An 18,063-nucleotide genomic window follows, 5' to 3' on the forward strand; every position below is an offset into this window, starting at 1 on the left:
CGGCGGTTCGGGTTCGAGGCGTGACACCTCACCGAGTCTAGTGAGCAGCGGTGACGGCGAAGACGGGGATCAGCCCGGCGTGGGCGGCGAGATCCTCGTCCGACGAGGCGAGCGCGAGGCCCGCGGGCAGGAACCGCCCGACCTCCCACCCCCAGCGGCGCAGGTACTCCCGGATGACCGGCGGCCGAAGGGCGGGGTCGATTTCGGTGAGGGTGACGACGGCCCGACGTCGGCCACGGCGGAGTTCCACCGTGCCGGCCACGCGCGCGTTGCGCACCCACTGCGTGTCGCCCCGGACGGCCACCAGGTACTCCGCCCCGTCGAGCCGCAGGACGTTGACCGAGACTCGCTGCGGCGTGCCGGTCTTGCGGCCGACGACGGTGAGTGTCTGCGCCCCGGCCAGGTTGACCCCGCGGTCGGCGAGCCAGCGCACCGCGCGGTTGAAGGCGGCGTCGAATCCGCTGGGGGCTTTGTAGTGGGTGGTCGCGGTCATGATGGGCCTTTCGTCGCGGTGGCACATTCGAGAGCAGTGCTCTCGAAATCGAGTATGCAGCCACGCCGCCAGGAAATCAAGAGCACCGCTCTCGGTTTGTGGCAGGATCGTCGCCATGGCCACCGGACGAACCCGCGCGGAGAACCGCGCGATGATGACCGACGAGATCCGTCGACTGGGACGCGAACACCTGACCACCTACGGCGCCGCCGGGCTCTCGTTGCGCGCCATCGCCCGCGACATGGGCGTCGTCTCCTCGGCGGTGTACCGGTACGTCCCGAGCCGCGACGAATTGCTGACCATGTTGCTTGTGGAGGCCTACACCGATGTCGCGGACGCCGTCGACGCCGCGGCCGATTCCATTGCCACCTCCCGACGGCGCGATCGACTCGCGGCCGCGGCCGGGGCAGCGCGGACCTGGGCTCTCGCCGAGCCATCCCGATGGGCGCTGATCTACGGAAGCCCGGTGCCCGGCTACTCCGCCCCCGGCGAGCGGACCATCGGGCCCGGCACACGCATTCCCGTGCGGCTCCTCCGCGAGTGCTCGGCCGCCCACGCCGAAGGCCTGCTACGCGCCGACCTCCCCTCTCCCACAACGGATGTCGCCGCGGACATGGACGCGATCCGCGACGAGTTCGACCTCGACACACCCGCCGCGGTCCTGGCCGCGGCCACCACGTTGTGGGCCGTACTCGTCGGCGCGATCAGCCTGGAGACCTTCGGCCAGTACGGGACCGACACCTTCGCGCATCCCGAGCAGCTGTTCCGGCTCCAGATCGAGCAGACACTGTCGGGCCTGTTCGCCTGAGATCGGACAGAGTGCGGTATTCGTACCGGTTTCCGGTACAGGTCCCGCACTCCGCGCGGTGGGTGGATCAGCGGGTGACCGGCCGACGGAGCTCGACCCCGACGAGCTTGTCGGGATTGCGCATCACGTAGATGTCGACGATCAGGCCATCGACGACGCGGAGGGTGATCGCGGTCTGCAGCCGGCCGTCGAAGTAGAGGATCATCCCGGGCTGGCCGTTGAAGACCACGAACTCGGCGCGGTAATCCTCGAGCACGGCACCGATCCGGGCGAACCCCGACAGCACCTGCATCACCGCGGGCGCCCCGCGCATGGGCTGCCGTACCGCGGTGGCCTTGCCGTTGCTGTCCGAGGTCAGCACGACGTCGGGTGTCATGAGGGCGACAAGCGCGTCGGCGTCACCCGACTCGGCCGCGTCGAGGAACGTTTCGACGATGTCCGCGGCGCGGGCGCGGTCCATCGGATCGAACCGGAGGCGCCGACGCTCGACGAACGACCGGCCTCGTTCCGCGAGCGTCCCCACCTCGTCGGGCGTCCAGGACAGCATCATGGCGATCGTGTCGTCGGCGAATCCGAAGATCTCACGCAGGACGTACACCGTCCGTTCAGCGGGCTCGAGTTCCTCCAGAACGAGCAGCATCGCGGTCGACGCGAATTCCGCGAGACCCGCGTCGGCGAGGACGTCGCCGTCGAACCGGATCGGATCGGGCAGCCACGGTCCGACGTAGTCCCCGGTAACACGTCGACGCGCGGCGAGCGTCTCGAGCGCGCGCCGGGCGACCTGCGCGATGAGGTGCGCTCGGGCCGACCCGGGGCCGAACGCGTCCACCGGCGCGCTCGCCGAATGATCCCAGAGGCAGTGTCGGACAACATGTTCGGCGTCCACAGCCGAGCCCAGGATCTCGTAGGCCACCGTGAACAGCAGCGGTTCGAACGCGGCGGATCGCGCCGGGATCGGGTCCACGTCCATGCGGGTCATCGGGGTCTGCCCCCTCGTAGATGGTTCGGGCGGCGAACGGCGCGCTCGGGTGTGTGCTCACCCCGCGGGGCCATGTCGCGGCAGTCTCCACACCGTACGTGGCGCAGCACCACCAGATGCGACTGTTGCGATCGGTGTCCCAGATCGTCTCGTCCGACCACGCCTCCCCGCCCAGCCGACGACGACAGCCCAGCCGACGACGACACCGCGCGGACACCCGGCCGGGATGTCCGCGCGGTGCCCGGGTCAGCGGATCAGTTCGCCTTCGCCACGTCGGCGGTCACACCATCGCCGAGTTCGATGCTGCCCGCGTCACCATCGCCGGTCACGTCGAACCGCACCGCGAGCACCTCGCCGGCGATCAGGTCGGCGTGCGTCCTCGCCCAGTCCAGACGTTCGGCCGGTACGACGAGTCGCACCGTGATCCGGTCGGAGACGTCCAGTCCCAGGGTGCGGCGCGCATCCTGCAGCTCGCGAACCCGGTCCTTCGCCCACCCCTCGGCCTCGAGTTCGGGCGTGACCGCCGTGTCGAGGACGACCAGGCCGTTCCCGCCCGGCAGCTCCGCGGTCGAGTCCGGTTCGACGGCCACCAGCCGCCGGGTGAACTCCCCGTCGTGGAGTTCGATGCCGTCGGCGACGACGACCTCGGACCCGTCGGCGCCCTCGCGCGCAGTCCAGTTGCCCGACTTCACCGCCTTGATCGCACGCTGTACGTCCTTGCCCAAGCGGGGGCCGGCGGCACGCGCGTTGACCGCGATCTCGTAACGTCCGTACTCGCTGGCATCGGTCGCCAGAGTGACGTCCTTGACGTTCATCTCGTCCTTGATCAGGTCGACGAACGGCTCGAGCGCGGCCGCGGTCGGCGAGGCCACCGTCAGACCTGACAGGGGCAGCCGGACCCGCAGCTTGTTGACCTTGCGGACGCTCGACGCCGTCGAGCACACCGCCTGGACCTGGTCCATCGCGATGACCAGGTCGGCATCGGCCGGCAGCTCATCGCTCGTCGGCCAGTCCGTCAGGTGCACCGAACGCTCCCCGGTGAGACCCCGCCAGATGGCCTCGGTCGCCAGGGGGAGCAGCGGCGAGGCCAGCCGGCAGGCTACCTCGAGCACGGTGTAGAGGGTGTCGAAGGCGTCGGTGTCCTCGTCCTGGCCGGCCCAGAAGCGTGCCCGGGAACGACGCACGTACCAGTTGGTGAGCGACTCGACGAACTCACGGAGGGCGTCACACGCCCCCGCGATGTCGTAGGTGTCGAGCGCCGCGGTCATCGTGTCGCGGGTCGTCGCCAGCTTGGCCAGGATGTAGCGGTCGAGCACATGCTGCGAGTCGGTCCGCCAGGTCGCCGGGCGCTCGGCGTAGAGCTGCAGGAAGCTGTAGGCGTTCCACAGCGGCAGGAGCGCCTGACGCACCCCTTCCCGGATGCCTCGCTCCGTCACGACGAGGTTGCCGCCGCGCAGGATCGGCGAGGCCATCAGGAACCATCGCATCGCGTCCGATCCGTCGCGATCGAAGACCTCGTTGACGTCGGGGTAGTTGCGCTTCGACTTCGACATCTTCTGCCCGTCGTCACCCAGCACGATCCCGTGCGCAGCAACGGTTTTGAAGGCCGGCCGGTCGAACAGCGCGGTGGCCAACACGTGCAGCGTGTAGAACCAGCCACGGGTCTGCCCGTTGTACTCGACGATGAAATCGCCCGGGTTGTGGGCCGGGGCGTGCGCGGAGTCACCACCGTCGAACCAGTCGCGATTCTCGAACGGATAGTGCACCTGGGCGAACGGCATCGAACCCGACTCGAACCAGCAGTCGAGGACCTCGGGCACCCGACGCATGGTCGACTTCCCGCTCGGGTCATCGGGATTGGGCCGGGTGAGTTCGTCGATGAACGGCCGGTGCAGGTTGTCCGGACGCACCCCGAAGTCGCGCTCGAGGTCGTCGAGCGAACCGTAGACGTCGACGCGCGGGAACTCCGGGTCGTCGGACACCCAGACCGGCAGTGGCGCCCCCCAGTACCGGTTGCGGCTGATGTTCCAGTCCCGGGCGCCTTCGAGCCACTTGCCGAACTGCCCGTCCCGGATGTGTTCGGGCACCCAGGTGATCTGCTTGTTCAGCTCCACCATGCGGTCGCGGAACTGCGTCACCGCGACGAACCACGACGGCACCGCCATGTAGATCAGCGGCTGGCCCGACCGCCAGGAGTGCGGGTAGGAGTGCTCGATGGTCTCATGGCGCAGGATCCGGCCGGCTTCCTTCAGGTCCTTGATGATCACCGGGTTGGCGTCGAACACCATCAGACCCTCGTACGGCGGGACCTGCGCGGTGAAGCGTCCGCCCGGGTCGAGCGGTTGCACCACCTCGATGCCGTTGGCGGTCGCGAGGTCCATGTCCTCCTCGCCGAAAGCCGGTGCGAGGTGCACGATCCCGGTGCCGCTGTCGGTGGTCACGTAGTCGCCCAGCAACACGCGATGGGAGTTCGGATGGCCGGCGAAGAAGTCGAAGGGAGGCGCGTACGACAGATCCGCCAGATCCGCACCGCGGTGCGTGCCGACCACCTCCGGATCGGCGATCTCCTTGGCGTACGCACCGAGCAGCGCCTCGGCCAGCAGGTATTCCCGGCCGTCGGCGGCCTTCACATGAACGTAGGTGACCTCGGGGTTGACCGCGATCGCGAGGTTGGACGGCAGGGTCCACGGCGTCGTCGTCCAGATCAGCGCGTTGACTCCGTCGAGCGAGGCCAGCGGACCGTCGGGCACCCGCAGCGGCATCGAGACGGTGACCGCCGGGTCCTGCCGCATCCGGTAGGCATCGTCGAGCTTGGACTCCTGGTTGGACAACGGCGTCTGCTCGTACCAGCTGTAGGGCAGCACTCGATAGCCCTGGTAGATGAGCCCCTTGTCGTAGAGCGCCTTGAACGCCCACATCACCGACTCCATGAAGTCGAGATCGAGTGTCTTGTAGTCGTTGTCGAAGTCGACCCAGCGGGCCTGGCGGGTCACGTAGTCACGCCACTCCCCCGTGTACCGCAGCACCGAGTCGCGGCAGTACTCGTTGAACTTCGCCATGCCCATCTTCTCGATCTCCGACTTGTCGGTGATCCCGAGCTGGCGTTCGGCCTCCAGCTCGGCAGGCAGACCGTGTGTGTCCCAGCCGAATCGGCGGTCCACCTTCTTGCCACGCATGGTCTGGTACCGGGGTACCAGATCCTTGACGTAACCGGTCAGCAGGTGACCGTAGTGCGGCAGACCGTTCGCGAACGGCGGACCGTCGTAGAAGACGAACTCCTCGGCGTCGGCCCGGTTCGCGATCGACGCGGCGAAGGTCGAATCGGAGTCCCAGTACTGCAGGACCCGCTGTTCCACGGACGGGAAGTCGGGGGCGCTGCGCCCGGTGCCCCCGGTCATGTCGACCCTGGGATACACCCGCCCGGACTCAGTGGGGGCGGACTGGGTGGGGTCGGTCGCGTCGCTCACGGCTCGTCTCCTCGTGCCTGGTGATGTCTCATCGGCACGGGGACGCACACCAGAGGTCTGCGCGGTACCACCCCGCTTGCGTCGGAGATTCGACGCCACTCGACGAATCGCGACGGTCGATGACCGTACGATCCTGTGGCTGTCACGGGCCACGCCCGCCCGGTTCTACTGGGAGTCACGCATTCGCACCGTCCACTGGACGCCACACTCGATGACACTGTTCTTCCGGGTGCTCCCCGGTGATGGCCGGATCAACGCGTGAACCAGTGTAGCGACGACCGACCCGGCCGGGCCAATGGGTTCTCGACCGGTGCGCGGCCACCCGGGTGCGCTCAGTCCGGCGGCGGATGCCAGTTCGGATCAAGCGGATCGAAATCCGCACGCCGACGACGCGGCGCGGACTCGTCGGGACTTGTTGCCCAGTCGTCCGGGCCGGCGGCGTCGCCGCCCGGCACGTCGTCGGGGGCCCACCCCGAGGACTGCGGGTCGAACGGACGCGGAGCCGACGGCGGGCCGACCGGAGGCCGTTGGCCCCTGGTCGGAGGCGGGCCGGATTGCGGAGGACCGAATTGCCCCTGCTGCGGCCGGGCCTGCTGTTGAGTCCACGACTGTTGACCGACACCGGGTTGGCGACTCTGCGGTCCCACGCCGGGCGGACGGGAACCCGGCGGCGGACCGGCGCGACCACCGGCGACATCGACACCGGTGGGAGGGGCCCCGCGGGGCGGCCCGTCACCACTCGGACTGTCGCCGCCGACCGAACGCAGATAGTCCTCGAGGTTGCCCTCACGACGCTCGGGAGCAGGTCGATTCGGCGGGACCGAACCAGCGGGCGCGGCCATTCCGGGGTCGAAGGCCCCGGGCCGATAGCCGGCGGACTCGGAATCGCCGACACCGGGGGTGTCGGCGGCGGGGTACCGACGCGTCGGTGCATCGGCGCCGCGATCGCCGTCCGAGTCGTGCCCGGTGACAGCGTCGTCATCGGCGTCGTGCGACGGATCGGTGTCGCGACCGGCGCCCGGGACCATGTCTTCCAGTGACCGGGCCGCTTCGCCCTTGCGACCGGCGAACACGTCCGCCAGGAGGAAGCCGAGGCCCACCAGACAGACCACGATGCAGGCCACGGCCAGCCACACGGTCCCGGTGATGAGACCGAGGATGAGCAGCACGAACCCCAGGAGGGTCGCGGCCAGCGCCAAGGTCAGCACATCACCAGCCTAGTGCGCACCGATCCGCCCAGGTCAGCTGGGTGAGTAGCTGCTGAATCCACCATTACCCGGATCGTTCGAGAACGACTGATCGGGTCGGCCGCCCTCGACAGGCGCCGCACTGCCACGCTGCTGGAGTTCCTCGAGCTGGGATTCGAGGTAGGTCTTCAGACGCGTACGGTACTCGCGCTCGAAGGTCTTGAGCTGCTCAATCCGGCCTTCCAGCACACCGCGCTGCTGGTTGATCGTGCCCATGATCTCGCTGTGCTTGCGCTCGGCGTCGCTCTGCAGGGCATCGGCACGTTCCTGTGCCTGCCGCAACTGCGCCTCCGATCGCGTCTGGGCGTCGGCGAGGATCGCCTCCGAGCGCTGCCGGGCATCGGCGAGCATGGCGTCGGACTTGGTCTGCGCCTCGGAGACCAGCGTGTCGGCGCGCGTCTGGGCGTCGGACAGCATCGCGTCGGCGTCGGCGCGTGCGCTGCCCGTGAGCCGGTCGGCGGTGTCCTGGGCGAGCGCGAGAACGCGTGCGGCACGCACGTTGGCGTCGTCGTTGGTCGCCTGCGGTGCCGGCGTCGGCGCCGGGGCGGGCGGCTCGGGTGCCGCGGCGGGCTTGGCGAACATCTGGGTCCGGTCGTCCGCCTGGGCGCCACCACCGGAACGGGCATCGGCGAGCTCGCTCTCGAGCTCCTCGACGCGCTGCTTGAGGTCGGTGTTCTCTTCGATCAGCCGTGCGAGTTCGGCTTCGACGAAGTCGAGGAACTGATCGACCTCGTCCTCGTTGTAACCGCGCTTACCGATGGGCGGTTTGCTGAACGCGACGTTGTGCACATCAGCTGGAGTCAGCCGCATGTCGGTTCCCCTCATGTCTGGTGGTGAACTTGTGTTCAGTTGGCGGGCCGTCCAACCCGGATCGCGCGACGGTGAGTCGTTCGACCGATACAGGTTGTCACTAACTATTCATACCAGTCAAAAATTGTAACTGGCGTCCAATCCTGTCACACGCGAACCGTTGGTCGCATCTCTGCGATGCGCTGTTGAAATGAAACAGTCATCCGAAGATGACTTATAACCGTAGACCATCTGCCTAACGCGGGGTACCCGCCGCCCGATCGGGTGCGCCCGCCGGGGACGGACCCTTCGTGACGCGCCCTCCGCAAGCTCGGGCGCTCCTCAGGGAGCAGGGGGATCAGGGGCGGACGAGGTGGCCGGCGATCGCGAGCGACTCGGCCAGGGCGTCGGCGCGCAGGCCGTTGACGATGTTCATGCCGATGATCACGACGAGCATCACGATCATGAGCGACAGGTCGAGCCGGATGGGACCGAGTGGGATCGGGGGGAGAACGCGACGCAGCGCCTTGATCGGGGGGTCGGTCACGGTGAAGACCATCTCGATGACGACCACCGCGATCCCGGTGGGACGCCACTCACGCGCGAAGGTCCGGACCAGTTCGACCACCAGCCGGCCCAGGAGGAGCAACCAGAAGATCAGCAGGAGGTAGTACAACACGCTCAACAAAATCGCAGCCACGCGTCAAGAGTGCCTGAACATCTCGGACGACGGCGAACCGAGGTACCCGACGCCGGTCAGGAGTGGTTGTAGAAGCCCGTCTCGGCGATCTTGCGGCGGTCTTCGGGCGACACGTCGACGTCGGCGGGCGACAGCAGGAACACCTTGGTGGCCACCTTGTCGAACGATCCGCGCAGCGCGAACGCAAGACCCGCGGCGAAGTCGACGAGGCGCTTGGCGTCGTCGTTGCTCATGTCGACGAGGTCCATGATGACCGGGTTGCCGTCGCGGAAACGCTCCCCGATGGTACGGGCTTCGCTGTAGTCCGACGGGCGCAGCGTGGTGATCTTCTGCAGCGGGCTGTCGGCGAAGACGCGCTCGAGTTCGCGGGGGTCGGCACCCATCGACCGCGGCGCGGTGGCAGCGCGCAGGGCCGCGCTCGACGAACGCTGCAGCGGTTCGAGGCGGGCGGGCGCCCGCATCGGCCCCTCGCCCACCGCGCGACTGCCGGCGTAGGCGAACTCCGCCGCGTACTCCGGGGCCAGGTCGAAGCCGGCGTCGTAGTGGCGGTCGGACAGCTCGTCGCGGTACGCGATCTCGTCGCGGTAGCCGGCGTCCCGGAACGACGGCTCGTATCCGGGATCGTAGGAGGAGTCACCGTAGTAGTCGTCACGGTAGGCGCGCTCACGAGACCGCTCTCGCAGCGGCGGGGCCGACTCCTCGAGGTAGTCGTCCTCGTACTCGCTGGGCGGCACCATGCCGAAGTAAGCCTTGAACTTCTGCATCGTGGTCATTGACGGCCTCTCTGGTAGTGCGACGCCGGTTGCTGCCGTGCCGGATGGTGCATCTGTGGTCAGTGAGCTAACTGCGCTTCGTGTGTCACTTGGTTCTGGTGTTACCAATGTGATTACTGAGAGATTAGCGGCCGATCGCCCATGATCGCGGTTCCGACACGCACGCATGTCGAGCCCGCGGCGACCGCCTCCTCCATGTCCCCTGACATGCCCGCGGACAGTTCGGCGGCGGCGTCGAATCGCCCGCGGAACGCCTCGCGGATGCGTGCGGCCTCGGCCATCCAGTGCCCGGGTTCGCCAGCCAGCGGGGCGATCACCATGAGCCCGCGCAACCGCAGTGAGTCGGCCTCGACGACCCGCTCGGCCAGAGCCGGGAGATCGTCTTCGACGACGCCGCCGCGCTGCGGATCGCCGTCGAGGCTGACCTGAAGCAGGATGCCGAGCGGATCGGCGCGCTCCCCCTCGTCGAGTGCTGCGACCGCGGCACGGTCCAGGGCGTCGACGACCTTCGGGCGGTCGACGGAGTGCACCGCGCGCGCCCACCGCGCCACCGACCGGGCCTTCTTGGACTGCACCGAACCGATCATGTCGAAGACGGGGACGTCGCCGGGCTCCGGGGACTCCCAGTCCCCCAGCACCTCCGCCACCTTCCGGCCGGCCTCGGGTTCGCGTGACTCGCCGAACGCGCGCTCCCCCAGCTGCAGCAGCCGACGGACGTCATCCGCGGGAAAGAACTTCGTGACCACGAGGAGCTGACAGGAGCCCGCCGGCCGATGGGCGGCCTCGACCGCGGCGTCGAGGCGCCGACGCACCGCGGCCAACCGTTCCCCCAGCTCGGCGGTGCGCGCATCAGATGACCCGGTCATGTCCCCATCCTTCTCGCCACCGGGTCACTCCCCGAGCGGGCGCCGCTCACCGGGTGCATCGTCGCCGTGTGCATCGTCGCCGTGTGCATCGCCATCGGGGTCCATCCAGATGACCGAGGCCAGGCGGCCCGTGGGTGCGCCCCGGCGATGGCTGAACAGGCTCGGGTCGGCGATGGTGTCCCGCGGGTCGACCGCGACTCCGGCGACGCCGGCCTCGAGCAACTGCCGCCGCAAGCCGGCACGCAGGTCGAGACCGGCCGTGCCCTTCTTGGTACGCACGGCGCTGCCCGGCAGATGCTTCTCCACGTCGGCCTGCATGTCGGCGGGCACCTCGTAGTGGTCTCCGCTCGCGGCAGGACCGAGGAAGGCGCCGATGGACCCGATCCGGGCGCCGAGTTCGACCATTGCGCGCAGGGTGGCGGGCACGATGCCGATCCGGGCGCCGACGCGGCCCGCATGGACCCCCGCGATCACACCGGCGTCGTCGTCGCTGAGGAGTACCGGGACGCAGTCGGCGGACAGCACGGCGAGGGCGAGACCGGGCGTGGTCGTGACCAGCGCGTCGGTGGCGGGCACCGGCTCGGGAACCGGTCCGTCGACCACGGTGACGTTGCGACTGTGGATCTGCTCCATCCAGACCACCGACCCGGCCGCCACCCCGATCTGCTCGGCCAGCCGAATCCTGTTCGCCGCCACGGCTTCCGGATCGTCTCCGACGTGATCACCGAGATTGAACGAATCGTACGGTGACACCGAGACCCCGCCGGCACGGGTGGTGATGACACGACGCACCCGCATGCGCGGGCTCAGCGCTTCATGAACGACGGCACGTCGACATCGTCGTCGTCGAGCCGAACGGTGTTGCGGCGGGGCGGCTCCGGCTCCTGCTCGAACGGATCGCCCGCACCCTTCGGCATGTCCCCGAAGAGCGGATCGTTCTTCGGCGGCGAGGCCACGGCGCCGGCCTGGCCCTGACCGACCGCGGAACGCCCCGCGGCGGCCGGGACGTCGGTCCGCTTCTTGGGTGAGCCACCGTCGAAACCGGCGGCGATGACCGTGACGCGGACCTCGTCACCGAGGTTGTCGTCGATCACCGTGCCGAAGATGATGTTGGCGTCCTCGTGCGCGGCCTCCTGCACCTGGGTCGCGGCGTTGTGGATCTCGAACAGACCCAGGTCGCTGCCACCGGCGATCGAGATCAGCACACCACGGGCGCCTTCCATCGAGGCCTCGAGCAGCGGCGAGTTGATCGCGGACTCGGCGGCCTTGCGCGCACGCTCCTCGCCGCGGGCCGAACCGATGCCCATCAGCGCGCTGCCGGCATCGCTCATGACGCCCTTGACGTCGGCGAAGTCGACGTTGATCAGGCCCGGCGTGGTGATGAGGTCGGTGATGCCCTGCACGCCGTTGAGGAGCACTTCGTCGGCACTGCGGAACGCGTCCATCAGGCTGACCTGCGCGTCACCGAGCTGCAGCAGACGGTCGTTCGGGATCACGATCAGCGTGTCGCAGGACTCGCGCAGAGCGGTGATGCCCGCCTCGGCCTGTCCGCCGCGCCGCTTGCCCTCGAAGGCGAACGGCCGGGTGACCACGCCGACGGTGAGCGCACCGAGCTTCCGCGCGATCGACGCGACCACGGGTGCACCACCCGTTCCGGTCCCGCCGCCCTCGCCCGCGGTCACGAAGACCATGTCGGCGCCCTTGAGCAGTTCCTCGATCTCGTCGCGCGCGTCCTCGGCGGCGCGGCGACCGACCTCGGGATCGGCACCGGCGCCGAGACCCCGTGTCGAGTCGCGCCCGACATCGAGCTTGACGTCGGCGTCGCTCATCAACAACGCCTGGGCGTCGGTGTTGATCGCGATGAACTCGACTCCCTTGAGTCCCTGTTCGATCATGCGGTTGACGGCATTCACGCCGCCACCGCCGATGCCGACGACCTTGATGACGGCCAGGTAGTTGTGCGGTGGCGTCATGCGCTCGCCTTCCTTGTGTGGTCGATCTCGTTGTTCGAGTTCTGGTCTCGATATGTCCTGTGTGAACCGGCCGGTCCACGTCCCGCTCGCGACAAACCCTAAACCTGAACCATAGATTTAGAGTTATGTCAAGTAACTCGTTGTGGTGATGACGCTAGGCATCGCGGGCCCCGGTATCCAGATCCGCGCTCGGCGTGTCGGGAAGTCGTGGCGAAATCCGCCGGAACCCTCAGCTTTTCGCCGCCCCACGGGGGTCGTCCGGTTCCGTCACGCGGGTCCGCGCCACCCCGACCGGAGAATTCGGGGTCGGCCGGATCCGCGTGCGGTCAGCGATAGGCCGGGAACTCGGGACTCGACACGTTGTACATCCGCGCCTCGCGGGTGAGCAGATGCGTCAGTGTGCGGGCCTTCTCGGCGCCGCGGTCGCTGTCCCCCCACACCACGGTGCGCTTCTCCGACAGCGTGAACTCGATGTCGACCGGCGAGGTCGCGGTCACCCGGATGACCTGCCGCGCCAGCGATTCGGGCAAGCCCGCCACCGCCGCGATGGTCTCCCTGGTGGTCGGGTCCGCCGGCCCCGGGTTCGGGGTGTCGAGAACCGGGAGCTTGAGCACCTCGGGCGGGACGCCCTGCGTGCGGTCGTAGTCGAGGAACGCCACCCCGGACTTGTCGAGCACGTGGACGTCGTCGCCGTTGTTCACGATCACGACCGGGACCCGCTCGACGACGGTGATGGTCAGCGACGAGGGGTAACTCCGCTGCACGCGCGCCGATTCGACGGACGGGATGGTGGCGACGCGCTGCGCGACCGCCCGGGTGTCGACCTGCAGCAGCGGGGTGCCCGACGGCACTGCCGCGACCCGCAGGATCTCGTCGGCCGGAATCGACCCGTTGTCGCGGACGTCGGTGCCGCGCACCGACATCAGCGGCGTGAGGTAGGCGATGAGCACCAATCCGACGCCGGCCGCGACCACCATGAGCGTGCCGAGGACCACGCGCGACCGGCGGCGCTGCGGCCAGCGGATCACGACACCCGCCCCGTCCGGCCGTCGGAGTCCGCCGGGCCGTCGGTCGGAGTCGCGCCCGAACCGGTCACGGTGGCGGTGTCGGCGGTCGTCGAGGCCGAGGCCAGGGCGTCGAGGATCTCCGGACCCTGCATGGTGATGTCGCCCGCCCCCAGGGTCAGCACGACATCCCCGGACCGCGCCAGTCGCGCGACCTGCGCGGCCAGCCGCGACAGGTCCGGGGCGAAAATCCCCGGCACGGTCAGCTTGTCCGAGATCGTGCGCCCGCTGACTCCCGGGATCGGGGCCTCACGGGCCCCGTACACATCGGCGACGACGACTGCGTCGGCGAGGTCGAGAGCAGCGGCGAACTCGTCGGCGAACTCGACGGTCCGCGAGTAGAGGTGCGGCTGGAACACCGCGATCACGCGCCCGCGCGAACCGCTCGGCCCGCCGCGGGCGGACACCATGTCCTGCGCCGCCGAGAGCACGGCCCGCACCTCGGTCGGATGATGGGCGTAGTCGTCGATGACCTCGACGCCGCCGCGCCGGCCGCGGAACTCGAAGCGGCGGTGGACACCGCCGAACGCGCCGATCCCGGCCACGATGCCATCGAGCCGCCCGGCCCCGGTCGATGCGTCGGATGTTGCGACGCCGAGCTGCGCACCCACCCGGGCGGCACCGATCACCGCGGCGATCGCGTTGAGCGCCATGTGCTCGCCCGGGAGCGGGAGGACGATCGGTCGATCCTCGACATCCGGGCAGAGCGGCGAGGTGAACCGGACCGTGGCGGCTCCGCCGCCTCCGCGCGGCTGCCAGGACGTCATGGTCGCGACGTTGCGGACGGTCGGCGCCAGCGCGGCGTGGGTCCCCCGTCCATAACCGAGGACCTCCACCCCGCGCGCGGTGAGCGACTCGGCGACGCGGCCGGCCAGGGCGGCCGAGCCCGGGTCGTCGAGGCACACGACGAGCGACCCGCCGCCCGCTATGCGCGCGACGAACCGGTCGAACACCTCGACATATGCCTCGATGGAACCGAAGAAGTCGAGGTGGTCGGCGTCGATGTTGGTGACGACGACGACGTCGGGTGTGTACTCCAGCAGGGAGCCGTCGCTCTCGTCGGCCTCGGCGACGAAGATCGGGTCTCCACCGTGGTGGGCGTTGGTCCCCGACTCGTTCAGCTCGCCGCCGATCGCGAACGACGGGTCGGTCCCGGCATGCTGCAGCGCGACGACCGCCATCGAGGTCGTGGAGGTCTTGCCGTGGGTGCCCGCGATCAGCAGGCTGCGCTGACCCGCCATCAGCTGGGCCAGGACGCGGGGCCGCAGGAGGATCGGGATACCGCGCGACCGTGCCGCCACGAGTTCGGGATTGGTCTTGGGGATCGCGGCGTGAGTGGTCACCACGACAGACGGGCCACCGGGGATCTGGTCGAGCGCCGACGGATCATGCCCGACCTGCACCCGGGCGCCGCGGGTCCGGAGTTCGAGGATGCCGCGACTGTTCTTGGCATCCGACCCCGACACCTGTCCCCCGCGGGCCAGCAGAATCCGGGCCAGCCCCGACATCCCGGCGCCGCCGATGCCGACCATGTGGACGCGGCTCAGTTCATCGGGCAGCGACCCCGGAGCCGACGCCGCCTCGTCCCTCTCCGTCGCTTCGCTCACGGCGTCATCGTTCACGGGCCGACCTCCCACCGCGACGACGTCCAGCCCGGAAATCCTGCGCGAGTTCGATGGCGGCGGTGGCCACCGCCGCCGCGGCGTCCCGATGCCCGGTGCCCGCGGCAGCGATCGACATCTCGTGCAGCCGAGCCGAATCCGTCAGCAGCGCAGGCACTTCGCGGGCAACCCAGTCCGCGTCCACCGTCGCATCGTCGACGAGCAGTCCCCCGCCCGCCTCCACGACCGGGAGCGCATTCAGTCGTTGTTCGCCGTTCCCGTGCGGCAGCGGGACATAGATCGCGGGCAACCCGGTCGCCGACACCTCGGCGACGGTCATCGCGCCGGACCGGCACATCACGAGATCCGCGGCGGCGTACGCGAGATCCATCCGTTTGAGATACCCGACGGCGCGGTAGGGCGGCCCGTCATCGACGACGGCGGGGTCGATCGAGTTCTTGGGACCGTATGCGTGCAGCACGCCGATGCCGGCCTCACCCAATGTCTTCGCCGCGCCCGACACGGCGTCGTTGAGTCGTTGCGCGCCCTGCGAGCCGCCGAAGACGAGCAGCGTCGGAGCGTCGTCGTCGAGTCCGAAGTAGTGGCGCGCCTTCGCCCGCAGGGCGGGCCGGTCCAGTTCGGCGAGGACACCGCGCACCGGGATTCCGACGACCGTCGCATCGAGCCCGGAACCGTCGACCGCCGCCAGGACCCGATCGGCGAAGCGGGCACCGACCTTGTTGGCGATGCCGGCCGAGGCATTGGCCTCATGGATGACGATCGGGATCCGATTGCGTCGGCGCAGGTGCATCTGCGCCGCGAGGTACGCCGGCACTGAGACGTAACCACCGAAACCGATGACCACGTCGGCGTCCACCTCGTCGAGAACCTTGCGGGTGGCGGCCACCGAACCCAGCAGACGACCGGGGGTGCGCGCCAGGTCGAGGCCGGGTTTGCGCGGCAACGGCACCGGCGGGATCAGCTGCAGGTCGTATCCGCGTTCCGGGACGAGATCGACTTCGAGGCCCCGACTCGTACCCAGCGCCGTGATACGGGCCGTCGGATCGATGCGGCTGACCGCGTCGGCGACGGCGAGGGCGGGTTCGATGTGACCGGCCGTGCCGCCGCCCGCGACGACCACCGACAACGGCCGGCCGCTCGGCCGTCCGGTCGTATCAGCTTGTACCGCACCCGAACTCACCGGCGTCGTCACTCCATTTCAGCTTTCGATCTCATTCGCGGGCTCCCGGCCGGGAGATCTCCCGTCGTGGGCCCGCACCTCAGCCGCTCCCACCGCCGGTCACCGACGGCCGGCGCCGCGTACATTCGGCCCGCTCGCTCCGCTCCCGGCGCCGCGTACATACGGCCCGCTCGCTCCGCTCCCGGCGCCGCGTACATACGGCCCGCTCGCTCCGCTCCCGGCGCCGCGTACATACGACCCGCTCCCCCGATACCCGACACCGTAGTCGACGCCGCTCCGCGAAGAAGTCCCCGGCCGGACCCGCCCGCGCGGGACACCCGCCCGGCCGGAGGCCGCCGACCGGGCCCCTCGGGTGTCGCCGGCACCGGATCGCGTCGACGACCGGCCCTGCCGCCGATCGTCCCGCGCGGACTGCGACGACGGGGCGGCACGCCGCTGCGACGTCTCGGCGGCACGCCGCCAGGGCAACGGGAAGCGTCGACGGCCACGTCCGGCATCGGCCGACGGCGCGGGCCCGCTCGGCGGACGGCGACGCGACTGCGGCCCTCGGCCGCCGCGACCCGCACCGGCCGTCGGACGCGGACCGGCCGTGCGACGCTGGTCCAGTCGATCGCGCAGCGACTCCGCCCGTGTCTGCCGGTAGGCCACCGGCGTCGGCAGGCGCAGCCACCGTGCCACGCGGCTCGGCGACCCGCCGGTCAGCGTCGCGACCGCCTCGGGTTCGTGCCTCGCGGCGTTGGCGAGCAGACCGAGCATCGCGAGGACGGTCAGCGTCGACGTGCCACCGGCCGAGATCAGCGGCAGCTGGATTCCGGTCACCGGCAGCAATCCGATGACGTAGCCGATGTTGATGAACGCCTGCGCGGTGATCAGCACCGTGATGGTCGCCGACATCAGGCGCAGGAAGGGATCGGTCGACCGGGATGCGATCCGGAAGCCGATGTAGGCGAGGACGACGAACAGGAACACCACCATGAGCCCGCCGAGCAGCCCGAGCTCCTCGCCGATGATCGCGAAGATGAAGTCGTTGTGCGCGTTCGGAAGATAGTTCCACTTGGCACTCGACTGGCCGAGGCCCACGCCGAAGACCCCGCCGTTCGCGAGCGCGTAGGTCGCCTGGCGCGCCTGGTAGCCGGCGCCCTGCGGGTCGTCGACGTTGCCGAGGAAGCTCATCACGCGCTGCGAGCGGTAGCCCTCGGCCAGGGCGAGGATCACGGCGAGCGCGATGCCGGACACCGCGAACGAGACGAAGACCTTGACCGGCAGTCCCGCGAACCACAACAGCGCACCGACGATGATCGCGATGGTGATCGTCGTGGACAGGTTCGGCTCGAGGATGATGAGCAGGCACACGAGCATGGCCACCGGGACGAGCGGGACCAGCAGCTCGCGCAGGGAGGCGTTGTCCCGCCGGCGCGAGGCCAGCAGGTGCGCACCCCAGATACACAACGCGACCTTCACCAGCTCCGACGGCTGCACCGACAGGCCGTAGATGACGAACCAGCGGCGTGCGCCCTGACTGAGCGTGCCCACGCCGGGGATGAGGACCAGCGCCAGGAGCACCACCGCGACGAACATCGCGGGAGCGGCGAACCGTCGGAGCAACCGCACCGGAATCCGCAGCATGAAGTAGAAGACCACCAGGCCGAGCAGGGCGAAGATCACCTGCGTGGCGAACAGCCCGTACGCCGATCCCTCTTTGGAATACCCCTCGACCGACGACGCCGAGAGGACCATCACCAGGCCGAATGTGGTGAGCAGGAACGACATCGTGAGGATCAGCTGATAGGACGCCAGCGGACGCGCCAACAGGTTGCGGATGGCGTCGAGCACGATCGCGGGGATCGACGCGGCAGTCGCTGCTGCCGCACCCGCGGAGCGGCCCGAGGCGTCGTCCCGTGCCGACCTGGCGCCGGTGCCGCGCTTCACGCCCGACCGTTCGTCTCTCGTGCGCGTCCGGCCACCGGTGTCCCCGCCGGTCTCGACATCAGCGCTCCCGTTGTCGGCAGCGACACCATCGTCTCCGACGCCGTCGAGACCGCTGCGGTCGTCGGCATCGTCGACGGGGTCGTTGTCCGCGGCCGGGTTGCGGCTGCTCATCC

General features: G+C 69.5%; 15 protein-coding genes. 1 reads left to right on the forward strand and 14 read right to left on the reverse strand.

Translation table 11 applies throughout. From position 1 onward, the window contains the following. Window positions 1-37 precede the first annotated feature (37 nt). Window positions 38-493: a nitroreductase/quinone reductase family protein gene (locus LEL84_RS05735; RefSeq protein WP_226513537.1), complete on the reverse strand. Its 456-nt coding sequence runs from the start codon at window positions 491-493 to the stop codon at window positions 38-40. A gap of 115 nt (window positions 494-608) precedes the next feature. On the opposite strand from LEL84_RS05735, the gene LEL84_RS05740 reads away from it, so the two are divergent. Continuing rightward, window positions 609-1,301, forward strand: coding sequence for a TetR/AcrR family transcriptional regulator (locus tag LEL84_RS05740; protein ID WP_226513538.1), 693 nt, complete (start codon window positions 609-611; stop codon window positions 1,299-1,301). Window positions 1,302-1,368: 67 nt separating this feature from the next. Here the strand turns inward: LEL84_RS05740 and LEL84_RS05745 are convergent, their stop codons facing one another. The 13 genes from LEL84_RS05745 to ftsW all read right to left on the reverse strand — a co-directional run bounded on the left by LEL84_RS05745 (window position 1,369) and on the right by ftsW (window position 18,061). Continuing rightward, entirely contained in the window at window positions 1,369-2,280 is a 912-nt protein-coding gene (locus tag LEL84_RS05745; protein ID WP_226513539.1) for a nuclear transport factor 2 family protein, read from the reverse strand. A 254-nt stretch (window positions 2,281-2,534) separates the two neighbouring features. Next, window positions 2,535-5,747: an isoleucine--tRNA ligase gene (gene ileS, locus LEL84_RS05750; RefSeq protein ID WP_226513540.1), complete on the reverse strand. Its 3,213-nt coding sequence runs from the start codon at window positions 5,745-5,747 to the stop codon at window positions 2,535-2,537. Window positions 5,748-6,079: 332 nt separating this feature from the next. After that, complete coding sequence (locus LEL84_RS05755) at window positions 6,080-6,955, reverse strand: hypothetical protein (RefSeq protein ID WP_226513541.1); 876 nt, start codon at window positions 6,953-6,955, stop codon at window positions 6,080-6,082. A 33-nt stretch (window positions 6,956-6,988) separates the two neighbouring features. Next, complete coding sequence (locus LEL84_RS05760) at window positions 6,989-7,804, reverse strand: DivIVA domain-containing protein (RefSeq protein WP_058251721.1); 816 nt, start codon at window positions 7,802-7,804, stop codon at window positions 6,989-6,991. Window positions 7,805-8,141: 337 nt separating this feature from the next. Next, complete coding sequence (locus tag LEL84_RS05765; protein WP_068970573.1) at window positions 8,142-8,483, reverse strand: YggT family protein; 342 nt, start codon at window positions 8,481-8,483, stop codon at window positions 8,142-8,144. 56 nt (window positions 8,484-8,539) lie between these two features. Continuing rightward, window positions 8,540-9,256: a cell division protein SepF gene (locus tag LEL84_RS05770; protein WP_065632303.1), complete on the reverse strand. Its 717-nt coding sequence runs from the start codon at window positions 9,254-9,256 to the stop codon at window positions 8,540-8,542. 113 nt (window positions 9,257-9,369) lie between these two features. Next, window positions 9,370-10,122 carry a YggS family pyridoxal phosphate-dependent enzyme gene (locus LEL84_RS05775; RefSeq protein ID WP_137808490.1) on the reverse strand — a complete coding sequence of 251 codons (753 nt, stop codon included), beginning with the start codon at window positions 10,120-10,122 and terminating at the stop codon, window positions 9,370-9,372. 24 nt (window positions 10,123-10,146) lie between these two features. Continuing rightward, window positions 10,147-10,920: a peptidoglycan editing factor PgeF gene (pgeF, locus tag LEL84_RS05780; RefSeq protein WP_137808489.1), complete on the reverse strand. Its 774-nt coding sequence runs from the start codon at window positions 10,918-10,920 to the stop codon at window positions 10,147-10,149. Between the two features lie 8 nt (window positions 10,921-10,928). After that, window positions 10,929-12,095, reverse strand: coding sequence for a cell division protein FtsZ (ftsZ, locus tag LEL84_RS05785; protein ID WP_058251716.1), 1,167 nt, complete (start codon window positions 12,093-12,095; stop codon window positions 10,929-10,931). Window positions 12,096-12,421: 326 nt separating this feature from the next. Beyond that, complete coding sequence (locus LEL84_RS05790; RefSeq protein ID WP_065632300.1) at window positions 12,422-13,123, reverse strand: cell division protein FtsQ/DivIB; 702 nt, start codon at window positions 13,121-13,123, stop codon at window positions 12,422-12,424. After that, window positions 13,120-14,691, reverse strand: coding sequence for a UDP-N-acetylmuramate--L-alanine ligase (gene murC, locus LEL84_RS05795; RefSeq protein ID WP_226514255.1), 1,572 nt, complete (start codon window positions 14,689-14,691; stop codon window positions 13,120-13,122). The genes LEL84_RS05790 and murC overlap by 4 nt, the downstream gene beginning before the upstream one ends. A gap of 79 nt (window positions 14,692-14,770) precedes the next feature. Next, complete coding sequence (murG, locus tag LEL84_RS05800; protein ID WP_226513542.1) at window positions 14,771-15,961, reverse strand: undecaprenyldiphospho-muramoylpentapeptide beta-N-acetylglucosaminyltransferase; 1,191 nt, start codon at window positions 15,959-15,961, stop codon at window positions 14,771-14,773. A 99-nt stretch (window positions 15,962-16,060) separates the two neighbouring features. Beyond that, window positions 16,061-18,061: a putative lipid II flippase FtsW gene (gene ftsW / locus LEL84_RS05805; protein WP_226513543.1), complete on the reverse strand. Its 2,001-nt coding sequence runs from the start codon at window positions 18,059-18,061 to the stop codon at window positions 16,061-16,063. Window positions 18,062-18,063: the final 2 nt, after the last annotated feature.

It is taken from the genome of Gordonia sp. WA4-43, from assembly GCF_020520305.1.
Taxonomy (GTDB): domain Bacteria; phylum Actinomycetota; class Actinomycetes; order Mycobacteriales; family Mycobacteriaceae; genus Gordonia; species Gordonia hongkongensis.

Coding starts and splice junctions, on each gene's coding strand:
- LEL84_RS05770 (WP_065632303.1), bottom strand. CDS start 9,256: ATGACCACGATGCAGAAGTTCAAGGCTTACTTCGGCATGGTGCCGCCC.
- LEL84_RS05740 (WP_226513538.1), top strand. CDS start 609: ATGGCCACCGGACGAACCCGCGCGGAGAACCGCGCGATGATGACCGAC.
- pgeF (WP_137808489.1), bottom strand. CDS start 10,920: ATGCGGGTGCGTCGTGTCATCACCACCCGTGCCGGCGGGGTCTCGGTG.
- murC (WP_226514255.1), bottom strand. CDS start 14,691: ATGGTCGGCATCGGCGGCGCCGGGATGTCGGGGCTGGCCCGGATTCTG.
- ftsZ (WP_058251716.1), bottom strand. CDS start 12,095: ATGACGCCACCGCACAACTACCTGGCCGTCATCAAGGTCGTCGGCATC.
- LEL84_RS05735 (WP_226513537.1), bottom strand. CDS start 493: ATGACCGCGACCACCCACTACAAAGCCCCCAGCGGATTCGACGCCGCC.
- ftsW (WP_226513543.1), bottom strand. CDS start 18,061: ATGAGCAGCCGCAACCCGGCCGCGGACAACGACCCCGTCGACGATGCC.
- LEL84_RS05745 (WP_226513539.1), bottom strand. CDS start 2,280: ATGACCCGCATGGACGTGGACCCGATCCCGGCGCGATCCGCCGCGTTC.
- LEL84_RS05760 (WP_058251721.1), bottom strand. CDS start 7,804: ATGCGGCTGACTCCAGCTGATGTGCACAACGTCGCGTTCAGCAAACCG.
- LEL84_RS05775 (WP_137808490.1), bottom strand. CDS start 10,122: ATGACCGGGTCATCTGATGCGCGCACCGCCGAGCTGGGGGAACGGTTG.